This is a genomic window from Nitrospiria bacterium, from assembly GCA_036397255.1.
Taxonomy (GTDB): domain Bacteria; phylum Nitrospirota; class Nitrospiria; order DASWJH01; family DASWJH01; genus DASWJH01.
Window position 1 is genome coordinate 1 of record DASWJH010000101.1, and the last position, 25,337, is coordinate 25,337.

22 protein-coding genes and 1 pseudogene are annotated in these 25,337 nt (G+C 42.9%); 10 read left to right on the forward strand and 13 right to left on the reverse strand.

The window, feature by feature from the left end; all coding sequences use genetic code 11:
• Positions 1-145 precede the first annotated feature (145 nt).
• The 6 genes from VGB26_13650 to VGB26_13675 form a co-directional block, all read right to left on the reverse strand.
• Entirely contained in the window at positions 146-2,125 is a 1,980-nt protein-coding gene (locus VGB26_13650) for an ABC-F family ATP-binding cassette domain-containing protein (protein HEX9758822.1), read from the reverse strand.
• A gap of 103 nt (positions 2,126-2,228) precedes the next feature.
• Positions 2,229-2,648 carry a hypothetical protein gene (locus VGB26_13655; GenBank protein HEX9758823.1) on the reverse strand — a complete coding sequence of 140 codons (420 nt, stop codon included), beginning with the start codon at positions 2,646-2,648 and terminating at the stop codon, positions 2,229-2,231.
• A 138-nt stretch (positions 2,649-2,786) separates the two neighbouring features.
• Positions 2,787-3,713 carry a signal recognition particle-docking protein FtsY gene (ftsY, locus tag VGB26_13660; protein HEX9758824.1) on the reverse strand — a complete coding sequence of 309 codons (927 nt, stop codon included), beginning with the start codon at positions 3,711-3,713 and terminating at the stop codon, positions 2,787-2,789.
• Between the two features lie 16 nt (positions 3,714-3,729).
• Positions 3,730-4,134 (reverse strand): rRNA maturation RNase YbeY, encoded by a 405-nt coding sequence (gene ybeY, locus VGB26_13665; GenBank protein ID HEX9758825.1) that lies wholly within the window; start codon positions 4,132-4,134, stop codon positions 3,730-3,732.
• Complete coding sequence (locus VGB26_13670) at positions 4,109-6,532, reverse strand: HDIG domain-containing protein (GenBank protein ID HEX9758826.1); 2,424 nt, start codon at positions 6,530-6,532, stop codon at positions 4,109-4,111. The genes ybeY and VGB26_13670 overlap by 26 nt, the downstream gene beginning before the upstream one ends.
• Positions 6,498-7,472, reverse strand: a complete 975-nt coding sequence (locus tag VGB26_13675; GenBank protein ID HEX9758827.1) for a PhoH family protein — start codon at positions 7,470-7,472, stop codon at positions 6,498-6,500. Before VGB26_13675 ends, VGB26_13670 begins: the two co-directional genes overlap by 35 nt.
• Positions 7,473-7,677: 205 nt before the next feature.
• On the opposite strand from VGB26_13675, the gene VGB26_13680 reads away from it, so the two are divergent.
• Positions 7,678-7,974 carry a hypothetical protein gene (locus VGB26_13680; protein HEX9758828.1) on the forward strand — a complete coding sequence of 99 codons (297 nt, stop codon included), beginning with the start codon at positions 7,678-7,680 and terminating at the stop codon, positions 7,972-7,974.
• 18 nt (positions 7,975-7,992) lie between these two features.
• On the opposite strand, the gene VGB26_13685 is transcribed toward VGB26_13680, so the two are convergent.
• Together VGB26_13685 and VGB26_13690 are read right to left on the reverse strand one after the other, a co-directional pair.
• Complete coding sequence (locus VGB26_13685; protein ID HEX9758829.1) at positions 7,993-8,187, reverse strand: hypothetical protein; 195 nt, start codon at positions 8,185-8,187, stop codon at positions 7,993-7,995.
• 20 nt (positions 8,188-8,207) lie between these two features.
• Complete coding sequence (locus VGB26_13690; GenBank protein ID HEX9758830.1) at positions 8,208-8,891, reverse strand: Crp/Fnr family transcriptional regulator; 684 nt, start codon at positions 8,889-8,891, stop codon at positions 8,208-8,210.
• A gap of 686 nt (positions 8,892-9,577) precedes the next feature.
• Here VGB26_13690 and VGB26_13695 point away from each other — a divergent pair.
• Positions 9,578-10,189: a hypothetical protein gene (locus tag VGB26_13695; GenBank protein ID HEX9758831.1), complete on the forward strand. Its 612-nt coding sequence runs from the start codon at positions 9,578-9,580 to the stop codon at positions 10,187-10,189.
• A 299-nt stretch (positions 10,190-10,488) separates the two neighbouring features.
• On the opposite strand, the gene VGB26_13700 is transcribed toward VGB26_13695, so the two are convergent.
• Both VGB26_13700 and VGB26_13705 read right to left on the reverse strand, forming a co-directional pair.
• Positions 10,489-12,033 carry a trypsin-like peptidase domain-containing protein gene (locus VGB26_13700; protein ID HEX9758832.1) on the reverse strand — a complete coding sequence of 515 codons (1,545 nt, stop codon included), beginning with the start codon at positions 12,031-12,033 and terminating at the stop codon, positions 10,489-10,491.
• 63 nt (positions 12,034-12,096) lie between these two features.
• Complete coding sequence (locus VGB26_13705; protein ID HEX9758833.1) at positions 12,097-12,702, reverse strand: sigma-70 family RNA polymerase sigma factor; 606 nt, start codon at positions 12,700-12,702, stop codon at positions 12,097-12,099.
• 183 nt (positions 12,703-12,885) lie between these two features.
• Here VGB26_13705 and VGB26_13710 point away from each other — a divergent pair, with 183 nt between their 5' ends.
• The 3 genes from VGB26_13710 to VGB26_13720 all read left to right on the forward strand — a co-directional run bounded on the left by VGB26_13710 (position 12,886) and on the right by VGB26_13720 (position 15,738).
• Complete coding sequence (locus VGB26_13710; protein ID HEX9758834.1) at positions 12,886-14,151, forward strand: hypothetical protein; 1,266 nt, start codon at positions 12,886-12,888, stop codon at positions 14,149-14,151.
• Complete coding sequence (locus tag VGB26_13715) at positions 14,138-14,845, forward strand: OmpA family protein (protein HEX9758835.1); 708 nt, start codon at positions 14,138-14,140, stop codon at positions 14,843-14,845. Before VGB26_13710 ends, VGB26_13715 begins: the two co-directional genes overlap by 14 nt.
• 80 nt (positions 14,846-14,925) lie before the next feature.
• Positions 14,926-15,738, forward strand: a complete 813-nt coding sequence (locus VGB26_13720) for an HNH endonuclease signature motif containing protein (GenBank protein HEX9758836.1) — start codon at positions 14,926-14,928, stop codon at positions 15,736-15,738.
• Positions 15,739-16,213: 475 nt separating this feature from the next.
• On the opposite strand, the gene VGB26_13725 is transcribed toward VGB26_13720, so the two are convergent.
• On the reverse strand, positions 16,214-17,497 hold the full coding sequence (locus tag VGB26_13725; GenBank protein ID HEX9758837.1) for an IS110 family transposase: 1,284 nt from the start codon (positions 17,495-17,497) through the stop codon (positions 16,214-16,216).
• Between the two features lie 243 nt (positions 17,498-17,740).
• On the opposite strand from VGB26_13725, the pseudogene VGB26_13730 reads away from it, so the two are divergent.
• The 5 genes and pseudogenes from VGB26_13730 to VGB26_13750 all read left to right on the forward strand — a co-directional run bounded on the left by VGB26_13730 (position 17,741) and on the right by VGB26_13750 (position 21,703).
• A pseudogene (locus tag VGB26_13730) lies at positions 17,741-17,860 on the forward strand (transposase).
• A 266-nt stretch (positions 17,861-18,126) separates the two neighbouring features.
• Positions 18,127-19,347 carry a cation:proton antiporter gene (locus VGB26_13735; GenBank protein HEX9758838.1) on the forward strand — a complete coding sequence of 407 codons (1,221 nt, stop codon included), beginning with the start codon at positions 18,127-18,129 and terminating at the stop codon, positions 19,345-19,347.
• A 394-nt stretch (positions 19,348-19,741) separates the two neighbouring features.
• Entirely contained in the window at positions 19,742-20,251 is a 510-nt protein-coding gene (locus VGB26_13740) for an ion transporter (GenBank protein ID HEX9758839.1), read from the forward strand.
• 20 nt (positions 20,252-20,271) lie between these two features.
• Positions 20,272-20,892 (forward strand): class I SAM-dependent methyltransferase, encoded by a 621-nt coding sequence (locus VGB26_13745; GenBank protein ID HEX9758840.1) that lies wholly within the window; start codon positions 20,272-20,274, stop codon positions 20,890-20,892.
• A gap of 292 nt (positions 20,893-21,184) precedes the next feature.
• Positions 21,185-21,703 carry an SRPBCC domain-containing protein gene (locus tag VGB26_13750; protein HEX9758841.1) on the forward strand — a complete coding sequence of 173 codons (519 nt, stop codon included), beginning with the start codon at positions 21,185-21,187 and terminating at the stop codon, positions 21,701-21,703.
• A 236-nt stretch (positions 21,704-21,939) separates the two neighbouring features.
• On the opposite strand, the gene VGB26_13755 is transcribed toward VGB26_13750, so the two are convergent.
• A complete protein-coding gene (locus VGB26_13755) occupies positions 21,940-22,653 on the reverse strand; it encodes an NAD-dependent deacylase (GenBank protein HEX9758842.1) in 714 nt (237 codons plus the stop codon).
• A 308-nt stretch (positions 22,654-22,961) separates the two neighbouring features.
• Positions 22,962-24,953 carry a hypothetical protein gene (locus VGB26_13760; GenBank protein ID HEX9758843.1) on the reverse strand — a complete coding sequence of 664 codons (1,992 nt, stop codon included), beginning with the start codon at positions 24,951-24,953 and terminating at the stop codon, positions 22,962-22,964.
• Positions 24,954-25,337: the final 384 nt, after the last annotated feature.

The window sequence follows — 25,337 nt, forward strand, 5'->3', positions numbered from 1 at the left end:
GAGGACAGGTTTCGCGGGAATGACGGCTAATGCATAGAATATAGATTGTTCTTGAAAATCTGTAGTGCTTGCAGCTCAGAGGGAAGCTCCGCGCTATACTTTTCGGAGGATAATGTCATCGTAATTATGAAAAGGAGGACTTAGCTTAGCCCCTTTGGGTTTGACCTTCCCCATTTTGTTTTCCTTTTTGTTCTAATTCCAGTGAAAGCTGCTCCCATTTCTCATTCAGTTCTTTGAGCTTCTTTTGGGTCTGATTGTATTGCTTCAGGGTTTCAAAATATTTCTTATTATCTTCGTAGAGTTCTGTTTCGGATAGGGCCTGAGTCAATGTTTTGTGCTTTGCGGATTCTGATTCGAGTTCTTCTTCGATATGAGTGATCCGTTTTTTTAAAGGGGAGAGTTCCCGATACCGACGGTTCCTTTCCTCCGCTTCTGTTTTCTTTTGTTCCCTTGTTTTTCTCCCCTGAACGGAAGGGATAGAGGCTTGTAAAGAAATTGTTTCGGGTTCCGGCCGGGGGGGGGCTGGAGGGGTTTCTTTTTTATAAAGGTAGTAGTGATAGTCTCCAGGGTAAACGGTCACTTTACCATTTCGGATGTCAATAATTTTATTGGCCAAGGATTGAATAAAGTGGCGGTCATGGGTAATAAAACAAAGGGTTCCCGTATATTGTGACATCGCCCCCTCCAAAATATCTCTTGATGTGATGTCCAGATGATTGGTGGGTTCATCCATCAAAAGGAAATTGGCAGGCCGGGTGAGCATTTTGGCGAGGGCCAGGCGGCTTTTTTCACCTCCCGAAAGGGTTGAAACCTTTTTATTGACCTCATCCCCCGTAAAAAGAAAAGAGCCCAAAAGGGTTCTGAGAGTGGTTAAAGCTTCTTCAGGGGCGATGGTGGTCATTTCCTCCAGGACCGTGTTACGTGGGGTTAGGAGGTCCAATTGATGTTGGGCGTAATAGGCAAGGGTGACGTTGTGTCCTAATTTCCTTTTTCCTTTGTCAAAGGGGATGGCCCCGGCCAAAATTTTTAAAAGGGTTGATTTTCCTGCCCCGTTGGGCCCGACCAGGGCAATTCGGTCTCCCCGCTGGATCACCATTTCCAGGTTTTGGTAAACGGAAACCGGTCCGTAAGATTTATAAACCTCTTTCAAACGAAGGACTTCTTTCCCGCTCCGTAAAGGCTCGGGGAAAAAGAAGCGAATTTTTTTGTTTTCCTGTGTGATTTCGACCCGTTCCATTTTGTCCAGCATTTTGATTCGACTTTGAACCTGCCGGGCCTTGGTGGCCTTGTAACGGAACCGGTCGATGAATTCCTGGGTGGCTCCAATTTTCTTTTGTTGGTTTTTATAGGTGGAGACTAGAATTTCTTTTTCCAAGGCCCGTGTTTTTAAAAACTGATCGTAGTTTCCCTGGTATTCTTTCAGTTTGTATTGGGTGACTTCTACCACCCAGTCCACGAGGTGATTCATGAAATGACGATCATGGGAAATCAGAAAAAGGGTTCCTGTGTATGTTTTTAAATACGACTCGAGCCAAATGACGGATTCTAAGTCAAGGTGATTGGTGGGTTCATCCAATAGTAAAAGATCGGGGTTTTTTAATAGAAGTTGTGCCAACAGAACTCTCATTTGCCATCCGCCGGATAGTTCCTGGACTGTTTGGGTTAAATGTTTTTCCCGAAATCCCAACCCGAACAGAATTTCCTTGGTTTTGGCTTCCCGGGCATAACCACCCAATCGCTCAAATTCTTCCTGGAGACGACCATATTCTTTGATGAGGGTTTCTGACTTCTCAGGAGAAGTTTCCGAAATTTGAATTTCCAATTGGCGGAGCGTCCGCTCAATGGATGGGGTTTCTGGACTTTGATCCATGACCTGATCTAAGACCGTTCGATCGGTGCCTGCCGGCAGTTCTTGGGGAAGGTAACCCACCACGGCCTGTTTACTCAAAGCGATCGTCCCGCCGTCAGGGGAGAGGTTTCCAGCGATTATTTCAAGGAGGGAGGTTTTCCCGGACCCGTTGGGGCCAACGAGGGCGACCCGGCTTTGAGAAGGAATGTTGAGGGACGCCTCCTGGAAGAGAATCCTTCCCCCGTAGGATTTATCCAGATTATGAATGGTGAGCATCGGATCGTCTCATTTTAAAAATCTGTCAATATTTTGTTCCATTGATAACCCATAATAGTAACAACAGGTCAACGTCGATGTCAATTTTAGATGGAGAATTTTTCTATGGGCTATCTAGATCTGGGAGGGCAGGCGTTTCAAGGGAGGCTTGGGAAAAAATTTTTTCGCGATGAAGCACATATCGTTTCGAAAAGAAGAAAATTTGGGCTTGGTAGTAAAGGTCGATGGTTAAAAGGCGGTTGGTTTGCTTAATCCATTCAGAGTCAATCATCGCTCCTGCAACCGTTTTTTTATCGGTGTCTTCTACCTTGATCTGAATAACTTCCGGGATTAAGGGGATTGCCCGATCCTGGGCCATTCCCATAAAAGATTTCCTTAGATCCTCGGGACCCTGGAGTGTTTCCACCATGATGATTTCATCCATCATTGAATTTAATTCAAGGTAGTAGAAGAACGATTGGAGCGTTTGCCACACCCCGACCACTACAAACATTACAATAAATAAACCGATAAATTTTTTCATAGGTGTTTTGAAGTATGTTGGATTTTGAAGGAAAAACCTATTTTAGAAATAACCGAGAGAAAAGTCAAAACCAATTCTTTTTTCAAAACCAACCCTAATGATAGGGGTGGTGGTTTGAAAAACCTCTTTATGAGGGGGTTACGATCCCAATAAAGCCTCTACAAAGGCCTCCGCCTGGAAAGGCTGTAAATCCTCCGGGGCTTCTCCCACCCCGATGAACCGGATAGGAATTTTCAATTCATCATAGATGGCGACGACTATTCCCCCTTTTGCGGTCCCGTCCAGTTTGGTCAAAGCCAACCCGGTCACACCCACCGCTTCATGAAACAGTCTGGTTTGTGAAAGGGAGTTCTGCCCGATGGTTCCGTCCAAAACCAATAAAATTTCATGGGGACTGGCGGAATCCTCTTTTTGCATGACCCGTTTGATTTTTTTTAGCTCTTCCATCAGAGGCGCTTTTGTGTGCAAACGACCCGCTGTGTCCGCAATGACGATATCGGTGCCTCTTGCTCGCCCCGCGGCCAAAGCGTCGAAAATGACTGCGGCGGGATCTGATCCGCTTTGTTGTTTGACCACATCGGCCCCTACCCGTTTGCCCCATATTTCCAATTGTTCGACGGCGGCTGCGCGAAAGGTGTCACCGGCGGCCAGTGTGACCTTTTTCCCCTCCGCTGTGAATCGATGGGCCAGTTTTCCAATGGTGGTGGTTTTTCCAACGCCGTTGACACCTACGACCAGTATCACAAACGGTTTTATTTGGGGATGCACCCAGTCAGCGAAATCAAAGGTGCAAGGGGCCAAAAGGGTTTTCATGGCCCCTTTGAGACAATTTTTGATATCATCAATATTTTTTATATTTCCTTTTTTGTTTTCTTCCTTCAGAAAATTGAGAAAACGTTGTGATGCATGGACTCCAAGGTCGGAGGTAATCAGAAGTTCCTCCAAATCTTCCAGGTCACCTGGGTTCAGGGGGCGGGTTCCCAGTCCCAGACGTTGGAGGCCTTTGGTTAGGCCCAAACGGGTTTTTTCCAAACCCTTGCTAAACCGTTTCAGAAATCCTTGCATAAGGGCGTTCCTATGGTTAATGGGTTAAAGCAGGAAGGCGGGGGGTCAATGTTTTATGAAAGGCCATTTCTTTGCTTCGCATCCGTTTTTCCTCAACCCGAGACGCCTCATGATCGTAACCGACCAAATGGAGAACCCCATGGGTCAATAAGGTCATGATTTCATGATCAACAGATTTTCCCTGGGTTCGGGCCTGTTTTAAAGCCATTGGAATAGAGATGACCACGTCCCCAAGAGGATCCAACGGTGTTTTTTGAAGACGAGGTTTCCTCTTTCCCTGGTGGAATTCTTGGAGGGGAAAGGAGAGGACATCGGTGGTTTGATCCAACTTTCGGTAACGCCGGTTTAATGCCCGCATCCTTCCATCGGAAACAAAAACAAGGCCTATCTCTCCCTTAGGAAATCCCAACATCCGAAGCATCCTGGCCACCAACCCGCTTATATTCCTTACTTTTAAGTTGAGCTTCCTTTGTTTGTTTTGGATTAAGACCCTCATTGGCCGGTTCTCCGTAGAAGGGCGGTCCCGTGCCGGGATATTCGATTCGGCGATGGAAAACTCCAGTAAGGACACGGGTAAAGCACTCCTTAATTTTTCTCAAATCACTCATGGTTAAATTGCATTCGTCCAGTTGGTTATCGATAAAAATAGTGGTCACCGTTTTTTCCACATGGTTTTCGATTCGTGCAGGGGAGGGTTCCTTGAGAACCCGTGAGGAGGCCTCTACACCATCAGCTAACATAATGATTCCGGCAATTTTCGTTTGGGGTTTTGGACCGGGGTACCGAAAATCTTCCTCCTTAATCGGAGGGAGTCCTGGGTCATGATCCTGTTTTGCTTTTTCGAAGAAATACTTCATGAGCCGGGTGCCATGATGTTGTGGAATAATATCAATGATGACCTCGGGTAGTTTATGAGATTTTGCTAATTCAATTCCCTCCTTGACATGAGCGGCAATGATGAGACTACTCATGTTGGGGGACAGGTGATCATGCCGGTTAGGCCCAGCCAATTGATTTTCAATATAGTATTCCGGTTTTAACATCTTTCCGATGTCATGGTAATAGCAACTGACCCTGGCCAAAAGGGGGTTTTCATCTATGGACTCAGCGGCGGACTCCGCCAGATGGCTGACCATCATACTGTGGTAGTAGGTTCCTCGGGCGGTTAAGAACAGGTCTCGGAGTAAAGGTTGGTTTGGGTCCAAAAGCTCCAATAATTTAATATCCGTGGTGACTTTAAAGAGGGATTCGATTAGGGGGAGCAAGGCCGAAACCACAAGCGTGACGAGAAAGCCCCCCGTAAAACCGAAGAGAAGCTCAAAAAGACAGCTGAGTGTGAGCAGGTCCCCGTGATACAGGTTAATCGCAAAGGCCATAAAAACATTTGCGATTCCAACAAAGAAGCCCCCCCGGATTAAGGCGGAGCGCCGGCTACATTTCATGACACTAAAGGCGGCAACCAGACTTCCCACGAAGGTATATAAAATAAACAGGTTTTCTTCGGGAACCCATATCCCCATAAACAGGCTCAGGATAAAAGAAGCCAGTAAGGCAATATGAATATCAAATAAGAGAGAGACCAGCAAAGCCCCGGCTGCAACGGGGAGGGCAAAACTGATGGTGGAGGCGTCAATAAACGGGAACCGATCGGCAAGGGTAATCAAAAAGAAATGGGAAAGCTGGGCCATGATCAATGTGCCGGCGATCAAAATGGCCAACAAGGGAAGATTGCTTTTCAAAATGGACCGTTGTTTGGATAAATGCCGCTTGAAATCCCACAGAAGGATACCCACGATCACGATCACCATCAAAAAAAGGCCTGAGAGGATCTGAATCCACGTGGAGGGTTCCTGGTACCGTTCCATTTCTTCTAAAAGGGGGATGTGGTCGGCAGTCACCCGTTCCCCTTCCTTAAAAAGGATTTTCCCTTTTTGGATTTGGTAAAACAGAGGTTTAATATTGGCCGTGGCCTCCCGTTTTCGAATTTCGGTTTCATTTTTATTAATAGTGAGATTAGGGGTCAATAATTTAAAAGTCATTTCTAAGACTGCTTTTCCTTGGAGGGTATCCAAGCGGGGGTTGGTTTGAATGGATTTTTGAAGCTTCTCTTCCGCTTCTTGGAGATCCATAATCGAATCAAGGTTTCTTATAAAACTTTCTTTTCCTTGACCCACCACCCGAAGGATGATGCCCCGGTGGGAATCATCCTTCATAAGTTTTTTATCATTAATCAGACCCTTTTCCATGAGGGATTTGTAAAGAGAGATGACCTGGGTTTCAAGGGAAGGATTCTTTTCAAGGGTATCCAGGGTATTGGGGGACAGGGAAATTCCCAATACATTTTGGAATTCTCTTATTTTTTCTGACTGAAACGGAGCCCTCTCAGTTGAGGGCTCCGTGCGAGAGGGGGCGGATTTTAAAACCGAAAACCCCTTTGTGATTTTTCGTTGGATTTCCGTTACCAGGCTTAAATCAAAATCAAAAACGGATGGAGTTTCCGCTTCAATTTTTTCCCGATTTTTTTGATTAGCGATGGTATCCGGAATTTTTAAATCGGTGGGGGCCTTTATATCTTGTTGGACCTGCTCCCCTATATCAAGTTGGGGAAAAACAAACAGGAGTTTGGGTGCCAATAAAAAAGAAATACAGAGTACCAGTAAAGCCCCGATCCCCGTTAGCTGAATTTCAGGGTTTTGATACCAAGGTTTGGGTGTGCGTTTTTCTTCTTTGGCGGAAGGCGCTGTTTTCCCGGAAAGAACTCTTAATTTTCCTTCCCGGCTTTCTTTACCCTTTTCCAGTCGTTCCCGTATGCTTTTCATAGGCTTTTATGATGTCTTGAACCAATTTGTGTCTGACTACATCTTGATCCGAAAAATAAATAAACTGAATCCCATCAATGCCGGATAAAATGGATTGAATTTCAATGAGCCCTGATTTTTTCTCAGTGGGGAGGTCAACCTGGGTAATATCCCCCGTGACCACTGTTTTTGAATGATGACCCAGTCGGGTTAAAAACATCTTCATCTGTTCCGAGGTGGAATTTTGGGCTTCATCTAAAATAATGAAAGAGTGGTTCAGGGTTCTGCCCCTCATAAAGGCGAGGGGGGCGATTTCAATATCTCCCCTTTCGACCAACCGGTTGGCCTGATCCACTTCCATCATGTCATACAGCGCGTCGTATAGGGGTCTTAAATAGGGATTCACTTTCTCATACATATCCCCTGGAAGGAACCCTAATTTTTCTCCTGCTTCCACCGCTGGCCGGGCAAGGATAATTCGAGAAACCTCTTTCCGGATCAGGGAATAAACCGCCATGGCCATGGCCAGATAGGTTTTACCCGTTCCCGCCGGACCGATTCCGATGACAATTCCTTTTTCTTGAATGGCTTTAATGTATTCATGTTGCGTAGGGGTTTTGGGTGATATGGGCTTTCTTTTCGATGAAACCGGGATTACCGTCTGAAGGGGTTCTCTGTGGGAGGTTGTGGGTTGTTCTTGGGCCATGCGGATGGCGAGGTCCACGTCATTTTCTTGAAGATGGGACCCTTTTTTGACCTGTAACGAGAGATCATGAAAAACCCGTTCCACTTGCCGGACCGAAGGCTCTTCCCCCTCCAAAGTTAACCTTTCTCCTCGGGCCACAATTTTAACAGGAAAAGCCTCTTCTATTTTTTTAAGGTAGAGATCGTATTGTCCAAAGAGGGCTGCGGTGTTTATCCCTTCTTGCAGTTTTATTTGGATCGAAGTCGCCTTTTTCAAAAAAAGGTGGCCCCCGTTTCAATGATAAAAGAGATCAATCAGTAAGAGGCGAAGGTGTTTAGTTTTGAAGGAAAGTATAGCAGTAACCCTATTAAATAACAATAAAACAGGACTATTTGGATTTTTAAAATCAACACCGTCTTGATCCACCCCATGAAGCTGTGGTATGAGTAGTTTGAATTTTCAATAAAATCAGGAGGATAAGATGACAGTGCTTTATCAAAAAGGACGTTTGCCTGAAGGAAAAAAAATCCATCCAGAAATCATGGCACAAATTATTCACCGGTTTATGGAAAAAGTGCAGGATTATACCGAAGGGATGCTGAAGCAAAAATGGGAAGCTTTAGAAGAGAAACAGGGAAGGGATTCAGTCCTTCTTGCAAAATTTAATGATTGGGTGACCTACCACCGGTTTAATGCCATTACATTGGACGAGATTGAAAAAGGGGACCTGGATGACTGGTTTCGGAACCTCTTTTCTGAAGAGACAGAAAAGGGGTAAATTGTATTTTTTCTTATTTCACCGACGGAGTATGATCCGAAACAAAATCATTCTAATGATCTTCCATGCCATCGTTAGGAAAAGCATTTCCCGGGGTGAGGGAATACGGTTAATCCCGATCCGAACGTGATTTTTTTTTAACCATTTGATTCCTTGAAACAGACCCACAATCAGTAGGCCGGTTATTACAAGAAGGATTGGGATTTGAATCATTCGCGGACCTCTTTTCAAAATTATTTCGGGAGGGAAGACAGACGGTCCAGATTGGTGATTAAAATAGACCGGTTGTCGAACTCCAGAAAACCCTGTCTTCGAAGGTCTCCCAAAGTGGCCGTAACGGTTTCACGGGTTGAACCGATAAGATTTGCAATCTCCTGATGGGTGAGTCGAATTCCGATTCGTGTCCCTTTGTCATCTTGGGTTCCGAAATCCCGGGCCATTTCAATAAGGACGTGGGCCACTCGTGTAGGAACATCTTTATAGACAAGCTCTTCAATTCGGCTTTCAATCCTCCGAAGACGAAAACCGATGATTTTGGTCAACCGGAAGGAAAGATCCGGTTTGGATTTGAGCATGACCAAAAAAGGGTCTCTTGGGATCAGACATAGGACGGTGTCATCCAACGCTTCTGCCAAGGTATCTCTTGGTGTTCCATCCAAAGCCTCTAATTCCCCAAAAATATTTCCCGGTTTTAAAAGGGCCATGGTAAGTTCTTTTCCGTTCTCAGTGATTCTGGAAATTTTTACACGACCTGTTTTGAGGAGATACACCTCCCGACTGGGGTCGCCTGGAAGGAAAATCGGTTCATTTTTTTTTACCGGAGACATGGAAGCAACCTTTTCCAAAATCAACATGTCCTCCCGGTTGAATTCATTGAATAGGTTGATGTTTTGAAGGCACCAGACGTTGGTTTTCATTTTCTGTTTTTAAACCCAGAACCCTACCCCTGAAATGGGGTTTGGAAAAATTTTATTCTACATGATTTGCTTATGGGCAGCAAGAAGGCTCGCCGATTCCTAAACCGGCGATAAAGAATCCCTAATGGTTCCCTCTCCCTTTGGATGGGAGAGGGTGAAAGAAAACTCTGCAGGTTTCCCCTCCCACGAAGGGAGGGGATTTAGATTGAGGGGCCTTATTTTATCTCTGTTTTTAGGTCCGATTTGGATTCCTTTAAGGGGCATTACAGACCAAGAATAGTGGCGCCTTTACCATGAGAGAAAAAAAATCCCAAGAAGAAAAGGTAACAACTCCAATGCAAACATTTAAAAAGGGTTTATTAGGAGGGATTTTCGGGGTTTTTTTATGGTTTCCTCACTTCATTTTTCAGATATAGTGGGTGCAATTATTACTTCCTGTACTAAACACCCTTGAGGTCTACCACAGAATACAATATTTCTGTTGTTAGTCGTGGATGAAAGGGGGCATTCGTTTGGGGTTGGAAGCCCCCACCACCTCCCCACTAGGGGGAGGCAGGTAAGGCGATTGCGGTTGACTGGGAGGAGCAAAAGTATATAAGATTTTCCTGGCGCTCTCACAGTGCTCTACGTTTTCCAAACCGCTTGAAAACGAATTTAGGCGAGGGATCAGATCAAAGGAAATATTATTGGGGATATTTACAGCGTTGATCATCGGATATTTTCTGCTTCGGAAAACAATGAAGCCCACCAAGCAATTGGCCGTTGAAGATTTGCTCGATAATGATACAAAAGAATTCGTTGAGAACAGAAAAAAACTAGACCAGCCATACTCGTTCTTCATAGATGCGGCGCGTGAGCCGTCCCGACTACTAGCGGATCTTCGCGAAAAACACAAAGATCAGTCATTATCAAAATTGACAGAACTCTACTACTCATTGTTGACAAAAATCCGGGAAGAGAAAAAGAATCGTGAGTTCAAGAAAATGTCCATGTACTCCCAAATGAGTCTGGGTCCAATAGAACCGTTAATTTTGCAAAACAAAATAGCATATGGCTCCTTCGACCTTGGAGGTATACCCGCTCTAAGGGAACCCCTTTCCTACTACGCCATAAACGGATATGGCGGACAGATCCAAAATATAGAAGAGATCGTTAACTTTTTTCAAGAACTGTCCGGATGGAAAGAAATGGTCCAAAACGCCAAGGAGATGGCCAGTATGTCGGTCCTTTTGATGAAAGCCATAGAAAGCAACCCTGGCACCCTTAAGAAGGACATTAAGAAGTTGATAAACATTTGAGGAGGGTAAGAAAGTCGCGAACGTTTTGTATTACATGGAACTCTACGGAAAAATTCGAAAAGAGAAATCCGGTAATATCAACAAGTTGTTCGCAGTAAAATGACCTATAACAACGCCATCGACACGGTCAGCAAAAACCATCGTTCCTTCGTTGTGCCATTTTTTGCTGGGGTTTGTGACAAACGTTAGGTATACGACCATGAAGACAATGGCACCGCGTGATTTGGAAATGTATTTTCGGTGGACTGGGCATGCAGTGAAGCACTCGGACACGGGTCTCGATTCCTGTTAAAATCCTACTATGTCCCCGCATCAGAATTCTCTGCAATATCTATAAGTGCTTTTAGTTTTCCGGCATGTCCCGGATCAAGAAATTTTAATGCTTCATAGTTTGCCCGGGCCTTTTCTATTTTTCCCTGGCTTACATTAGATACACCAAGTTCATAAAGGGTCTCTTTATCTTTTGGGTCAATTTGAAGGATTATTTCAAATTCTTTTATTGCTTTATCATAAAGCCCTGCTTGATCATATGATCCGGCTAGGTTAAAACGAGCTAAAGTATTTTTGGGGTTTATTCTTAAAGCTTCCTGGTATTCTTTGACCTCTAAATCGTACATCTTTTTATAATAGTAAAGGTAACCAAGTTCAAGATGTGCTGCTTCAAAATTATTATCAAGTTCTATTGATGATTTAAAATATTTTATTGCTTCATCATATTTTTCTTCGTTATCAGACAAGACACCTTTGAGGTACATATTAATAGCTTCCCCCTTATTCTTCACCTGACCAATCTCTGAAAGGGGTTTAAAATTTCCTTCTATTTTATCTGACTCACTCAAAATTATAGCAATGCTATTTTTCTCTTCCTGTTGGATGGTCATTCCGATTACTTTACCAGCCTCATTCAATAATACTCCTTTACTGTTTGTTGAAGTAGTAGAAGCTAATTGAATATAGGGTGATTTCCCTTCACCTCTTCTTGTACTTAGAGGTATATTTTTTGTGACAACTGCTTTTGAAAACCCCCCTTCTGGATCATTTGGACCAGTAAATTTTATGACTTTATTGCCGATTTCTACGGCCCTAGTTTCTGATAGTTTTAAAGCAGGTAGATTTTCCTTATTAACCTTAATGAGGGCTAAATTTTTTTCAAAATCTGGAACAACACTTTCGGCCTGGTAAGTACTTCCATCATTAAAATCGATTTTTGCAGAATTGGCATTATTTAAATCACTTAAATTCGTTAAAATAAGACCGCTGGAATCTAGAACGAATCCTGGAACTTCTCTTAATATTTTACCTTTTTTATCAATTACATTGACCTTAACCGCAGCTTTTTGTGCTTTTCTAACAATTTCATCGGGGATAGTATTTTGGGTGGTAAAGGTTTTTTCTGGCTTAATAAATTGCAATGTTAAGTAAACGGTAGTTGAACAAACTACCAACAGGCTTAAAAAAGTCCCAAAAGCATATTTCCAGGTAATCTTAGGGATAAATGTTTTCCCCCAACCTTTAGTTGGGGAAAGAATTGTATTCTTTATCGTTGAAAACAAATCCTTTGAGGGTGTAGTGGCTTGTGGCAAGGAATTTATTAGTCTTTCTTCTAAGGAAAGGGGCAAAGGTTCTTTGTATTTCTCAAAATGGATTAACTCCCTTAATTCTGACAATTGATTTAGGCAGAATAAACAACCCTTTATATGGTCCTCAACTTTGAGGGTTTCTCTTTGGGTCAGTTTTTTCTCCAAATAGGAACCAAGTACATTAGTATCTAGGCAACTATCTGTTTTTGTTGACAAAATATTTTTGGCTATATGCAATTTATGTCTATTTTCAAGATCAGCCATAGAGTTCACCTACACTTAAAGACTACTTGAAAGAAAAATTTCTTCCAATACCAAAAAATTTTTTTATTCTTCAATTCCACGTTTTCTAAGCTCATCCTTAATTTTTTCAACAATTCTAGAATTTCGAGATGCTACCGTTCCCATTGGGACTTCAAGGAGGTCACTGATTTCTTTATCTTTGTATCCTTTCATCTTGAAAATAAAAACCTCTTGGTCTTTAAGAGGGAACTGTTGGAGAATTTCTTGCAATACTTTTATTATTTCACTTCCCTCAGTTATTTTATCTGGTCCTGGGTTTTCATCTTTACAGTTTAATAAACCTAAATTTCCCTCTTCTATCTGGTCACCCATTTCCATAGGAAAGGAAATAAGATCTTGGGCCATATTTTTCCATCTATTTTCTGTTTTTAGGTATGTTTGAGCTTCATTTACAACAATAACCTTATAATATTTGAGGAATTCAAAGCGTGAATTCCCACGAAAATTTGCGAGCCCCCCTTTGATTAGTTTTATGTAGACGTTCTGCAAAACGTTTTCCTTCCCGAAGTCATCTAAATCAATAAACTTCCTTAATATGTTCATAGCCATTGGCCCATATTCCTTTGTAAAAACCTCCCACGCTTTATTATCACCTTTTACGCACTTGCTTATGAGAGGTAAGGGTTCCATTTTCCTGAAGATCGATATTACCTTGTAGGTTGGGGGGTTAGGAAACCTAAATATAGGTAATCAAAAAATTTTAATCAATGAAGAAGATAAATGGAAGAAAAAGAGATTTAACCAGTCTTTAGGAATAGAAGGTATAAAAATTAAAGCAAATAACATGATTTTTAACAGATAGGAGAGTTTCAGATGGAATTACAAGGTTTCCTTTTTAAAACATACCAAGGGGTCATTGACAATCAAATAACCTTGTTTTTTACCTCTTTATTGTTAATCCTCTTTTTTATAACAATCATTTTATATAGCTCCTCTAACACCCATAGATCACAGAATCTGATTAGGGTTTGCCCCTCTCTCCTAATCCAAATTGGAATATTGGGGACTTTTGTAGGGATTTTTATGGGTTTGTTTGAATTTGACGTAAGAAATATCGATGCAAGTATTCCACCCCTCCTTGAGGGACTTAAGATTGCCTTTACAACAAGCATCATTGGAATGTTTTTAGCTCTTCTTCTCCGTAGCATTATACACATTCTCCCAAAATCAATTAGTAATGAAGGTGTAACTGCCACAGATATTTACCATGTACTTGCAAATATTCGCTCTTCAATTTCAGGAGATGAAGAAACTTCAATGGTCTCACAAATCCAAAAACTTCGAATTTCCACCACAGACCACCTCACAAATTTAAAAAATTATTTTGCTAAATTTGCAAGTTCCATGGCCGAAAACAATACTAACGCCTTGATAGAAGCCTTGGAAAAGGTCATGAAAGATTTCAACACAAAAATTAACGAACAGTTTGGTGACAATTTCAAGCGACTAAACGAAGCCGTTGCGGCTCTATTGGTTTGGCAGGATAAATACAAAGAGCATGTGGAAAAATTGACCGATCAATTCCAAAAAACACTTACGGGAATTGACCAAGCCAAAGAATCTCTATCAATTATTTCTCAACAAATGTCAGTAATCCCACAAACCGTAATGGGTCTCAAGGAACTAATCGAAACAGTTCAAACCCAAACCAACAATCTAACCCGCCATTTAGAAATTTTTAAGGATCTTCGTCAGCAGGCCACCGATGCCTTTCCATTAATTGAGAAACGTATCTTAGGAATGACAGAAAACTTTTCAAATGCTGTTACCAATTCAGTTTCAACAATAGAAGAGACTGTAAAGGAACAATCGAAGGACTTTACCGAGATAGCTATTACACTTCGCAATATATTTGAAGGGGCAATTAAAGAAAGCAATGAAAACCTTACGAAACAAATGGAAGCCTTAGACAAGTCCATGCAGGATGAAATTAAGCGAGTAGTGGAGGTTATGGGTAGTAACTTAGCTTCATTGTCAAACAAGTTTGTAGAGGATTATAGCCCATTAACCGAGAGGTTAAAAGCAGTTGTAAGATTATCGGAATCGGTATCGAGGGAGAATGGAAATGTCCTTGCTTGATGTGTTTGAGAGAGGGTCGAAAGAAGAAGAGGAACAGTGGATATCCGTATCAGATTTAATGGCGGGGTTAATGATACTCTTCCTTTTTATCGCCATCAGTTTCATGAAAAATATAATTATAGAAAAAAATAAAATTGAAGAGGTAGCGGTCACTTTTCAAAAAACTCAGGATGAAATTTACGAAAATCTATATTTAGAATTTCGTGAAGATCTTCCAAAATGGAATGCGACTATTGATAAACCAACACTTACCATTAGTTTTAATGAACCTACCATCTATTTTGATTCAAATTCATCTCAGTTGAAACCCGAATTCCAATCAATCCTTAGAGATTTTTTCCCGAGGTACCTAAAAGTTCTTGGTAACTATAAATTAGATATTGAAGAGGTGCGAATTGAAGGCCATACATCAACTGAATGGGTAACCGCCGTTACAGAAGATGAGGCATATTTCTATAATATGGCTTTATCTCAGGACAGAACGCGAGCTGTGTTGCAATATTCGTTAACGCTTCCTGAGGTAAACAAATTTAAGGCCTGGGTTAAAAAAACAATAACAGCAAATGGCATGTCATCGAGCAAACCTATCCTAGTAAACGGTATTGAGAAACGATCCCAATCTAGAAGAGTGGACTTTCGGGTAAAAACAAATGCGGAAGTTCAAATTCGTAAAATTTTAAAGGTAGACTTATGAAACTGGACTTGGAATTTCCTGAACTTAAAACCTTGGTCCTAAGAATGGAAGCCACCTCAGTTAACTGGGAAACAGGAAAAATGGAAATTTCGAAAATAGAGCTTGAACAGCTACATAATAAATCGGGCCTTGATATTTCAGATATTAATCAGGTTGTGGCTGATGAAAACGGATTATTGATCTACAAAGACTATAAAGACCGCCCTGTTATTTTGTATATTAGGGATACCCAAGAAGTGAAGAATACTGTTCTTAAATACCCTAAAGAAACAAGGCGTTTCCATCTCGCTGATTGCACTACTCTAGAACAAATGCGATCAAACAATCGATTTGAGAGATATCGTATTACATACAATACCTCCGGGGTTTTTATTGTTGATGTTTACGAGTCAAAATATTCAGATCGGATTGAAGAAATTGAAGCAAAGTTGCTTGTTTGTAAGAACTGCTTGGCAAAACTAAAATATAAAGGTTTTGATCAACCTTCTTACATCCCCCATGACATCTGGGTCTCTTTCGATATTGAAGAGTTTTTGATGTTTTACAAACCAATGTTCCGAACCAAACCCAAGTTTACCGATCAGATCGGCCCAAAGAGTGAATATCCTAAAGATTGGTCTCAAATTTCACAAAAACTTAGGGAGAATTTTGGGTGGCGTTGTAATAAATGTAACTTATATTTTGGGGACTCTCAGAACAGGAAACTTCTCCACGTTCACCATCGAGATGGCAATAAGGGAAACACAAGCCCCCTAAATTTGGTTCCTTTATGCCTAGAATGCCATTCAAATGAACCAATGCAAGGGAGGTTACGATTTCCAAAAAAAAATAAATTAGGAATCTCCCTTATTCAGAAGTTGAGGAACGAAAAGGAAAAAAGTTCTTTCCTTTAATAGTGATTGTTTAAAAAGGGGGGAAAAGGCTTGTTTCACAACTTGTTTTATCTAAGCGATTTTTTCAAAAAATTAAAAAAGCCTTCTAGTGGATCACTTTCCACAATGTTCCTCCTAGTTGTCTTGAGGCCCTACCAAAAAACTTTTTTTCTGTGCCCGCCCAAAAAGGGGCGCCCCTCCCGGCCCCATCTTGGATGGGTGGATTCACGGGGTGATTATTTAATAATAATACTTCCTTCCTCTTCTAAGGCAGTTGTCAATTTTTTTTCTCCAATCTTGAAAAGTTAGTTCAGTTGTGGTGTACTTCCAACCATTGTTTCCTTTCACCTAACCTCTTTTGTTCTGCGGGCCTTTTATGCCCAACTTACCTTATTCAGGTCGAAAGGCGGGTGGAAGTTGACCAAGCTGAATCAGGCAGATCCTTATGACCTACGAAGTAGTACGGTCCTCCTTCCACCACAACTGTTGTTTTATTTTATGCCGCCAATGTTAAAGAGGAGACGTTTTCGCCATAGCCCCTTTTGTCCCTTAAAAGGGCAAATATCACTTTAATCAGTTTGATTGCCACCGCACAAAGGCCCTCTTTCTTCTTTAACAACTGTCCAAACCTGTTTTGGTTCTCAAGCTTTCTTCGATAATAATCCTTAAAGAACTGGCATTGTTGCACGACCCTCATGCTCATAAAAAACAGAGTCTTCCTCAATAGCCAACGACCCTTCTTGGAGATGATCTTCCTTCCCACCCTTTTACCAGAATCTCGCTCCTGCGGATCATACCCTGAGTACTTGATGATCTGCTTCGGATGGTTGAAATGATTCGGATTTCCCAGCTCTCCCAAAAAGACCGCTGCTGATAAAGCTCCTACACCGGGTACAGAAAGTATGTACTCACAGCAGGGTATCTGTTCTAATAATTTCTTCATCTGCATCCCAATCTCTTTCAACAACCCCTCGGATCGCTGAACTTCCTGCAGGCATAGCTTTAATCGATATCTGTCTGTGTTAATCACCTGTTTTAATCCGATACTCTCTTTGGCCGCCTGATACAGATCCATGGCCTTCTGTGCAGCCTCAGCCCTTCTTCTAGAACTCTTTCCAATGACCTCGGCTATCATCGATACCTCAAGGGTTACGACATCCTGCGGAAATGGACAGCACTGCAATTTGGCCCACAAACTCCGGATCTTCATCGAGCTGAAAATCCTTTTCAATTCAGGAAAATAATCATCCAACACCGCACCCAGTGTGTTCTGTGAACTCACAGAATATCTGAGCACTCTCTCCCTGAGCTTCGCTAACGTCCGCAGCTGCCTGAAGACTCCATCCTCTATCACGGTGTCGATGTATTTACCTTCCCGCGTGATATTGGCTAGGGTCGGGTCCCTCATATCCGTTTTTGCAGAGGAACTCTCATCAAGTCCCCTTTGATGCTTTAAGCCTGTCGTCCTGATAAACCGAACCTCGTATCCTCTCTCCTTGGCAAAATAGGCAATCTTGCGCCAGTAATGTCCCGTGGGCTCTATCCCCATGAGAACGCCTTTGAATCCATTGCTGGTCTTTACTTCTTCTATGACTTTGGCAAAATAATCAAACCCCCTCCGGGAATTATAAATCTTTGGGTATTTGCCTAATACTTCCCCTTCCTTGTTCATTAATGCCACCGCATTGAATGTAGAGCCGATATCCACACCTACTACCAATGTTGTCCTCTTTATCTTTTGACGCCTCTCTACCTGCTTGCTAAAATCCCTTTTCGACATGGCAATAACCTCCTTCTGTTAAATGGTTTTACATCTCAGTTCAACCTTAACAGTTTGGTTTTGCCATGTCGTTTCTTTTTCAACCTCATCCCACTTCCTTATAGTAAGCTGAAAGTGTAATATTTGACACATTCCAACTTATGGTAGATTTCATTCGGAAATTGACCTTCTCCTCTAAAAGTGATCTACTCAAAATGTGGGTTTTCCGGCAAAACCGGGTATAAGACCCCAGGAGATTTTGCAATGAAGAAGTCCAAATTCACCGAAGAGCAGATTGCCTTAAAACAGGCCGAAACCGGCATTCCCGTCAGAGAGGTCATCCGAAAGATGGGGATTACCCGCCAGACCTTCTACCGTTGCAAAAGCAGTACGAGGTGTTTCCCATCGGCCAGACGGATGAGGTGCGCGAGCAGTTCTACGCTATTTCCGTGAATCGCAAGATCTCCCACCAGCAGTAGCCGCGATCACAAAGACGGTGCGGGAGTGGCTGTTTCGGGATGTCCCACGGCTGTACAGGCAAAAAGGAACTAGGAAGAGAGTATGAATGAGCAAGACAATGTATCTAAGCACGCCCTGTGGGAGGAGCCTTTTGTCCAATTAATGGACGGTGATAGAAGAAGGAATTTTTAATGGAAACCCATGACTTTCTTCTTTACCTGCTAGTCATTCTCCTGATGGCACGGGTTTTCGCGGAACTGGCGACGCGGCTTCAGGTTCCATCGGTGATGGGCGAGCTATTCGCTGGCGTGGTATTGGGGCCAAGCCTGCTGGGCTGGATCGAACCGGTCGAGGCCATAAAGCTGATGGCAGAGATCGGCATTATCTTGCTGCTATTCGAGGTCGGTTTGCAAACCGACCTCAAACGCCTGGTGCGTACCGGCAGCAAATCTCTCGTGGTTGCCATGGCCGGCATTGCGTTGCCGCTGCTATTGGGCTTCGCGCTGGGCTACTGGGTGTTCGGCCTGTCGCTGCTGGTGTCCCTATTTATCGGCAGCACGCTTACGGCCACCAGCATCGGTATCACTGTACGCGTACTGTCTGATCTCAAACGTCAGCAGGCACCCGAGGGGCAGATTGTGTTGGGTGCAGCCGTATTGGACGACGTCTTGGGCGTGGTGCTGTTAACGCTACTCTACGAGTTCTCCATCAGCGGTGGGATAAGCCTGCTCAACGCTGGCAAAGTGCTGTTGTTCTTGGGCGCGTTTTTCGTCCTGGCACCCGTTGCCGCCAAGTTGATTTCATTGATCATCAAGCGGTTCGCTAAGGCCAGCGGGATCCCCGGTCTGCTCCCTACCACCATCGTAACGCTGGTGTTGTTCTTCGCATGGCTGGCCAATGCCTTAGGGGCGCCGGAGTTGCTTGGCGGCTTTGCCGCTGGCCTGGCTCTCTCGAGACGCTTCTTTCTGCCATTTGGTATTGCCCTGCACACCGATGAGCCTTTCGCACTCCGCATTGAGGATCAGATGAAGCCCATCGTCCATCTGTTTACGCCGATATTTTTCGTGTTTGTGGGACTTTCCCTCAACCTGCGCGAGATCGATTGGGGATCGCCCTTTATCTGGAGATTTTCGCTGACCCTGCTGGTAGCGGCTATCGTTGGCAAGCTCGTGGCCGCATTTCTTATTAAGGAACCATGGGGTGTACGTTGGGTGATCGGTATGGCCATGATACCCCGTGGTGAAGTCGGTCTTATTTTCGCAGAGTTGGGAAGAATAAGCGGCATATTCAGTAATGAGATCTACGCGGGCATGGTGATGGTGATCGCACTCAGCACGCTGTTTCCACCCTTTGTCATGAAGTGGTTCTACGGGCGTTACGGTGATCGCCTGCAGGCTGCAGCCCACGGTTGAGGGCAACCGATTAGGTATTTTGAAATACTGTTAAGTAATAGATGAGAACCTGTTTGTGAATATTGAATATTTGACTGATATTATCATTCTGTTATCTGGGGTAGTGATTGTTGTACCTCTGTTTCAATCCTTAGGTCTTGGTGCAATACCAGGATTTTTGGTCGTGGGGCAGTATTAGGACCATCAGGGCTGGGATATGTCGAGATTTACGATGAGGTTCGCCCTCATAGTTCCTTGGGAAATCGGACACCCCTGGAATTTTCCAAAATACAGTTCGAAAACCGGACCGCAGAAGAGCCAATTTTAAACCTTCAAATGGTCTAGTTTCTGGGGGCAGGTCATCCTGTCGGCTACTCTAACATATTTTGTCCAGCTTCAGGGTTTCAGTCTAGAAATGGTTATAAAACGAAAATCAAAAAATAAGCGGGAAGTAAAGGAAAAAACACGATTTAAGAGGTTTATTAAAGATATCTTAACACATACCCCAATCGTAAAGATGATAGTTTTGTTGATTTTATTATGGATGATATTCTCAGCTGGAATGTACCTATCGGAACATAATATTAAAGGAGGAACGATAAATACGTATGGAGAGGCTTTGTATTGGGGAGTAGCTGCTTTCTCAACAGCCGGTATAGCCAATATGCCAAAGTCTAATATTGCTCAGGTGGTTGGTGGTTTATGGATTGTTATAGGTTCTGTGCTTTTTTTTGGAACCATAGTAGCAACTGTAACAACTTATTTTATGCGACCAATGCAACGTCCTGGAAAAAGGATAATCGATACTATTGAGTACAATCTCGAACAATTAGATGATCTAACAATCGAAGAACTCGATTTGCTGAAAGAAACAGTTGATACACTTATAGTTCATGTTGAGAAATTGAAGGAAAAGCAAATGTAAAAAAAGATAAAGGAAAAACAATGAAATCAAGTAGTAGACATTGGAATGCAATTTTTTCAGAAACAGAAGATTCAGAATTAGGATGGTATGAAAAGGACGCATCCCAAACATTGGAATTATTGAATCATATTCCAAACTGGGAAAATTCCACAATTTTTCTCCCGGGAATAGGAACTTCAGTTTTGATAGAAGAACTTCTATCCAAGGGCGTAAAATTAATTCTTAATGATATCAGTATTGAGGCTCTAAACCGGGTCAAGAGCAGGTTGGGTGACAAATGCAAAGAAATTAATTGGATTTGCCAAGACATCCCCCGACCAATCCAAAATGCAATACCAGATTTTGATATATGGATTGATAGGGCAGTTTTACATTTTCTAACCGATGAAGAAGATATAAAAGGATACTTCGAGAATGTAAAGTCAACATTAAAAGTAGATGGCTATGCCATATTTGCCGAATTTTCAAAAACAGGTGTACCCAAATGTGCGGGCCTAACACTTCATCGATATTCTATCGAAGAAATATCCAAATACCTGGGCTCATCATTCAAGATTGTTTCACATTTTGACTATACATATATAAACCCATTTGGTGATCCAAGACCATATGTTTATGCTCTTTACAAAAGAGAAAATTAAAAAAAAATGGCTAACAAGGCGCTTTACATTATCGCCAAAAGCTACGCTCCTATCAACGCTCCACTTTTGTCGTCAAGTGAGCTTGGTCTTTATACTCACTTTCTTTCCGTAAACCGTGATTCTCTGACTCCTCAAACTTGTTGACTAGTAGGTAGACCCCACCTTCAACCCTTCCTTCCTGAAATGTTGATCTTTGATATCTTCCCATCTATAATGAATTTCATCCGGAAATAGTTAATCTACGACTAAATTGAGCCTAAGGGAAGAAAATAACTAAGATCCAGGTAACTTTATGAAAAAGCTGATTTTGATTATTTTTTTTTCCCTCATTTTAACCTCCTGCCTCTTTTTGTGGACGGAAGGAAAAAATATGCGAGAAATTCGAACCGAAATTGAAATAGCTGCTCCACCCACCAAAGTGTGGAGCATCCTCACTGATTTTGATAACTGGAAAAATTGGAATCCAATTGTCACTCAGGCAAGTGGAGCCCCATCTCTTGGGTCTGAGCTTAGTGTTACTATGTGTGGCAAAGATGGCAAAGACGCACAGAAATATATGCCCATCATAACGGACTTCGAAGAGCCCAAGTTTTTTCGTTGGCGGGCTAAAATGATGGCTGAATTTTTATTTACCAATGACAAAGTCTTTGAGCTTGAAGAAACGGGTTCTGGCACTCGGTTAATTCATAAAGAACTGTTCAGTGGGATGATGGTGCCATTGATGTGGAGTTTCTTCGATAAAGGTGTCCCCCCAATGTTAAAATCTATGAACGACGCCTTGAAGAAATTAGCTGAGAAGAGTTCAGATTAATAACACCAATTTTATGGTACTAAACAACCGAGGCGAGAATATTCTTCCCTCAGCAACCACACACAATATTTCTTACAGTCTCTCATCTGCTACTTTCTCTCCCTAATCAATAATTCCACCAGTTTTCAAAGAAAACACTTTGTAGGAGGTGAAAGTTTTGGGGGCTACTATTTGAGACCTTGTTTGAAGGATGGAATACAATTAAGGGGAATTGTTTTTCTCTGTTAAAGGTTTCTCTATGCCAGCTGGGGGACCACCTCTGCAGCTTTTCCCCTCAAGGCAAGATGGGCAACCGAGGCTGAAGCATCGGGATTGATTTCGACCACAAACGCCCCTGCCGATTTTGCGATGGAGGCAAAGGATGCTGTGGGCTGGACCACCCCGGAGGTGCCGATAACCAGCAGGGTGTCGCAGGACTCAAGGGATTTCATAGCCTGCTCCATATCTTTTGGGTCCAGCATTTCCCCAAACCAGACAATATGGGGTCGAAGCATTCTTTGACAAGAAGGGCAATAGGGGGGAATTGGAATAGGGACCCTCCGATCATTGTTGATTTGACCGCACCCTGTGCATCTTACCTTCCAAATATTTCCGTGAAGCTCAACGATCCGTTGACTTCCAGCCAAACCGTGGAGCCCGTCAACGTTTTGTGTTAACAAGGAGAAATTAGAAATTCGGGATTCTAATGCGGCGAGGGTGTGATGTGCCGGATTGGGTTTTTTGGATGAAATCAGCTCTCTTCGCCAATTGTACCATTCCCAAACCAAAACCGGGTCCCTCACAAACGCCTCAGGGGTCGCCAATTCCTCTGCTCTAAAATTTCGCCATAACCCATCGGGTCCACGAAAGGTGGGAACACCGCTGTCCGCCGAAATCCCGGCTCCCGTCAAAACGGTCACCCGTTGGGAAGACCCCAAGCGGTTCTGAACTTCTTTGATTTCATTTTGCATGGAGGCATATTAGCCCTGAGGGCTTTCCAAATCAAGAAGAAATCCGAGACAGGAATGGCCAAAAGCGATTTTACAAAAAATCCTTTCTAAACAAGGCGTTTCGGATCGAATGAAGGGAAAGTGTTGCTCTTAGTCAATGGGGTTGGGCCAAGATAAGGGATTGAAAAGAGGAAAAAAATTGCATTTATAGGGCGTTTTTTCGGGCTTAAAGTGGTGTTTTGGGTGGAAAAAACGTAAGTTTGAGAAAAAAAAGAAAGAACGAATCGGGGTATTTTCTCAATAAGGTTTCTTATTCCGCCATTTTGGGGTTAAAAAGAGCCGTTTAAAGCCTGAAAATATCTATAAATGGGGAGGGAAAAATCATGTTTCAACAAGTTAGTGTGGTCCGACCCCGATCCCCCCGGAATCCGAATGATCCCCTCCCACACGGGAATAATCCGCTCATAGGAAATCAAACGGATCTTGTATGAATCGGTTTGGAGGCGTTCGATGTAAACCCTCTCGACGCCGATGCCCTGGTCATGGTGATCGAGAATCCTGCCCTTCGAATCATAGGCCAGCCCATAAAGCAATGGCTCCTGGTAAACATTGTCGTTATAGGCCGAAATGAGAGGCTGGGTGCCGATCCCGAATATGAATTCTTTTGACTGACCGACATCGATCTGGAAATTCCCGAAGATAAAGTTTACCGATTCCGGTTTTTCCGGTTCGCTCAACAGGCGGATTTCAAGATATTCATTTCCTAATTGGCGAATTTCAAACCGGTCGAGGTTTTTTAGATAGCTGAAATTAAAGTGCCATCGGCCTTCCTTTCTTTCCCTGTCAAATTTTTCAAGATCGCTTTTTCCAAGGTAAACACCGTTCAGGTCAAAACCCGAGAGGAAAACCTCGTATTGTTGCAAATCTTCAAACCTTTGAAACCGATGGGGCACGATCTTGCCCGCATTGGATTTCCGGTTCCAATATCCGGTGTCTTGAATATCGAAAGGTGATTCAAATCCGGAAGGGGGAGATAGTTTGGGGTCCGCACGGACATAGGATAGAGGTTCCGGGCCGTGGGAGCGGAGGCCGGATTTCTTTCTGACTTCCACTTCGTATTCTTCATAGGGGATTCTTCCCCGAACCGCTTGGATCTCTCCTCTCAGGGAGGCTTTTTTAGAGAAATTTTCCGCATTCAGGGCACGAACGAAGGAGAGGGATTCCATCGTCGCCCTTGGGAATGATTTCATCCAATTCCATGGAAGGAAGCTGTCCCAATACCGAAGCTTTTCCCGGTTTCGAATGGTTTTGGGGACACGGATCCCTGTGCCTTGTTGCCGGATCCCCAGACCGTGGTAGCGGGTGAGTATTTCATTGTAGAGTTTCGTCGTAAAACTGAAATTGGTCTTTAAAAGAAATCTGCCCAGACGGTCCCGCACCTTCACTTCGTAATTGCCCGGTTCGCGGCAGTTGTTGATCAACATGATGTCATACATTCTCTCCACGACGTTGAGCGCAACGACGGTTTTATTCAATTTTGAAAGTTCATTTTTTCGGTCGGAACTTTTAATTGCTTCTTGAAGGTTTCGATTGACGACGTCCAGTTTCGGCTTCTCTTTGTTTTCGAATTCCCGGAGCGCTCTTTTCAGGGGTTCCAGATCCCTGGATTTTTCTTCTTCGGATCTATTGACTAGTTTGGAGAGCCCTGTATGAAGCTCATCCAAGAGGTGCTTTTCGTAAGGGCTTTTTGAAGACAGTTTTTCCGAATCGGAGAGAGCGTAGAGGATTTTGGCCTTCCGGGAGAACTCCGCGAAGTGGGCCTGCAGCCGGGCAAGGTTCCGATCACCGGAAAGGGGAACGATGGATTGGTGAAGAAATTTCCGTATGTCCAAATCGGCAATTCGGATCGCTAATTGATTTTCTGATTTCAAATCTCCATGAAGAAAAAGGTCGAAAACAAAAGGAGAGGTTTCACGGCTTTCTTTCCAACCAAGTGTGGCCTTTTTGATATGCCCTAATCCTTCTTCATCGAATTTGTAGGCGTCCACCTGGGGATCCAATAAATAGGTAATACTTTCTTTATAAACGGGACTATTCGGACCACTATTTTCCCCGGTGATTTTAAAAGGAGCATCATTTAAAGAAACAATTTCAAAACCGGTTTTTGCCGCAAACCCATCCAGTATATTCTTCTCATAAAGATCATTTACTTCAGATCGTTTGGTTTTATTTAAGATTCCACAAGCACTGCCGAACACAAAAACGAAAACCATGGTATAAAAGAGAACGTTAAATTGTGTGGTTAAAGTTTTTTCTTTCATTTTTGAGGTCCAACCGATATTATTAAAAATAAATTTAATTCAAATGTCAATCAAGAAGAAAATATGGGATTGAGGGGGATTTTAAGATTTCGGTTTCTTTCTGAAGATCCCAGCTTCTTCCGTCATTCCCGTTTCCCTGCCGTCATTCCCGAAATATTTCATCGGGAATCCAGAGATTTTAAAAATGATAATTCCGTTAATCTTTCCCCTTTGGAAAAGGAGCAACCCAAAACTTTTCCCTTGAAAAAAGAGATCAATCCGAAACTTCCCCCTTTGAAAAAGGGGGATTGAGGGGGATTTGAATATTTTAGCTTCTGCCGTCATTCCCGAAATATTTCATCGGGAATCCAGAGATTTTAAAAATGATTATTCCGTTAATCTTTC

Coding starts and splice junctions, on each gene's coding strand:
- ybeY (HEX9758825.1), bottom strand. CDS start 4,134: ATGCTTCGGATGTTGGGATTTCCTAAGGGAGAGATAGGCCTTGTTTTT.
- VGB26_13725 (HEX9758837.1), bottom strand. CDS start 17,497: ATGTCGAAAAGGGATTTTAGCAAGCAGGTAGAGAGGCGTCAAAAGATA.
- VGB26_13735 (HEX9758838.1), top strand. CDS start 18,127: ATGGAAACCCATGACTTTCTTCTTTACCTGCTAGTCATTCTCCTGATG.
- VGB26_13745 (HEX9758840.1), top strand. CDS start 20,272: ATGAAATCAAGTAGTAGACATTGGAATGCAATTTTTTCAGAAACAGAA.
- VGB26_13685 (HEX9758829.1), bottom strand. CDS start 8,187: ATGATTCAAATCCCAATCCTTCTTGTAATAACCGGCCTACTGATTGTG.
- VGB26_13655 (HEX9758823.1), bottom strand. CDS start 2,648: ATGAAAAAATTTATCGGTTTATTTATTGTAATGTTTGTAGTGGTCGGG.
- ftsY (HEX9758824.1), bottom strand. CDS start 3,713: ATGCAAGGATTTCTGAAACGGTTTAGCAAGGGTTTGGAAAAAACCCGT.
- VGB26_13710 (HEX9758834.1), top strand. CDS start 12,886: ATGGAATTACAAGGTTTCCTTTTTAAAACATACCAAGGGGTCATTGAC.
- VGB26_13680 (HEX9758828.1), top strand. CDS start 7,678: ATGACAGTGCTTTATCAAAAAGGACGTTTGCCTGAAGGAAAAAAAATC.
- VGB26_13650 (HEX9758822.1), bottom strand. CDS start 2,125: ATGCTCACCATTCATAATCTGGATAAATCCTACGGGGGAAGGATTCTC.
- VGB26_13715 (HEX9758835.1), top strand. CDS start 14,138: ATGTCCTTGCTTGATGTGTTTGAGAGAGGGTCGAAAGAAGAAGAGGAA.
- VGB26_13705 (HEX9758833.1), bottom strand. CDS start 12,702: ATGGAACCCTTACCTCTCATAAGCAAGTGCGTAAAAGGTGATAATAAA.
- VGB26_13760 (HEX9758843.1), bottom strand. CDS start 24,953: ATGAAAGAAAAAACTTTAACCACACAATTTAACGTTCTCTTTTATACC.
- VGB26_13750 (HEX9758841.1), top strand. CDS start 21,185: ATGAAAAAGCTGATTTTGATTATTTTTTTTTCCCTCATTTTAACCTCC.
- VGB26_13700 (HEX9758832.1), bottom strand. CDS start 12,033: ATGGCTGATCTTGAAAATAGACATAAATTGCATATAGCCAAAAATATT.
- VGB26_13690 (HEX9758830.1), bottom strand. CDS start 8,891: ATGAAAACCAACGTCTGGTGCCTTCAAAACATCAACCTATTCAATGAA.
- VGB26_13720 (HEX9758836.1), top strand. CDS start 14,926: ATGGAAATTTCGAAAATAGAGCTTGAACAGCTACATAATAAATCGGGC.
- VGB26_13740 (HEX9758839.1), top strand. CDS start 19,742: ATGGTTATAAAACGAAAATCAAAAAATAAGCGGGAAGTAAAGGAAAAA.
- VGB26_13670 (HEX9758826.1), bottom strand. CDS start 6,532: ATGAAAAGCATACGGGAACGACTGGAAAAGGGTAAAGAAAGCCGGGAA.
- VGB26_13755 (HEX9758842.1), bottom strand. CDS start 22,653: ATGCAAAATGAAATCAAAGAAGTTCAGAACCGCTTGGGGTCTTCCCAA.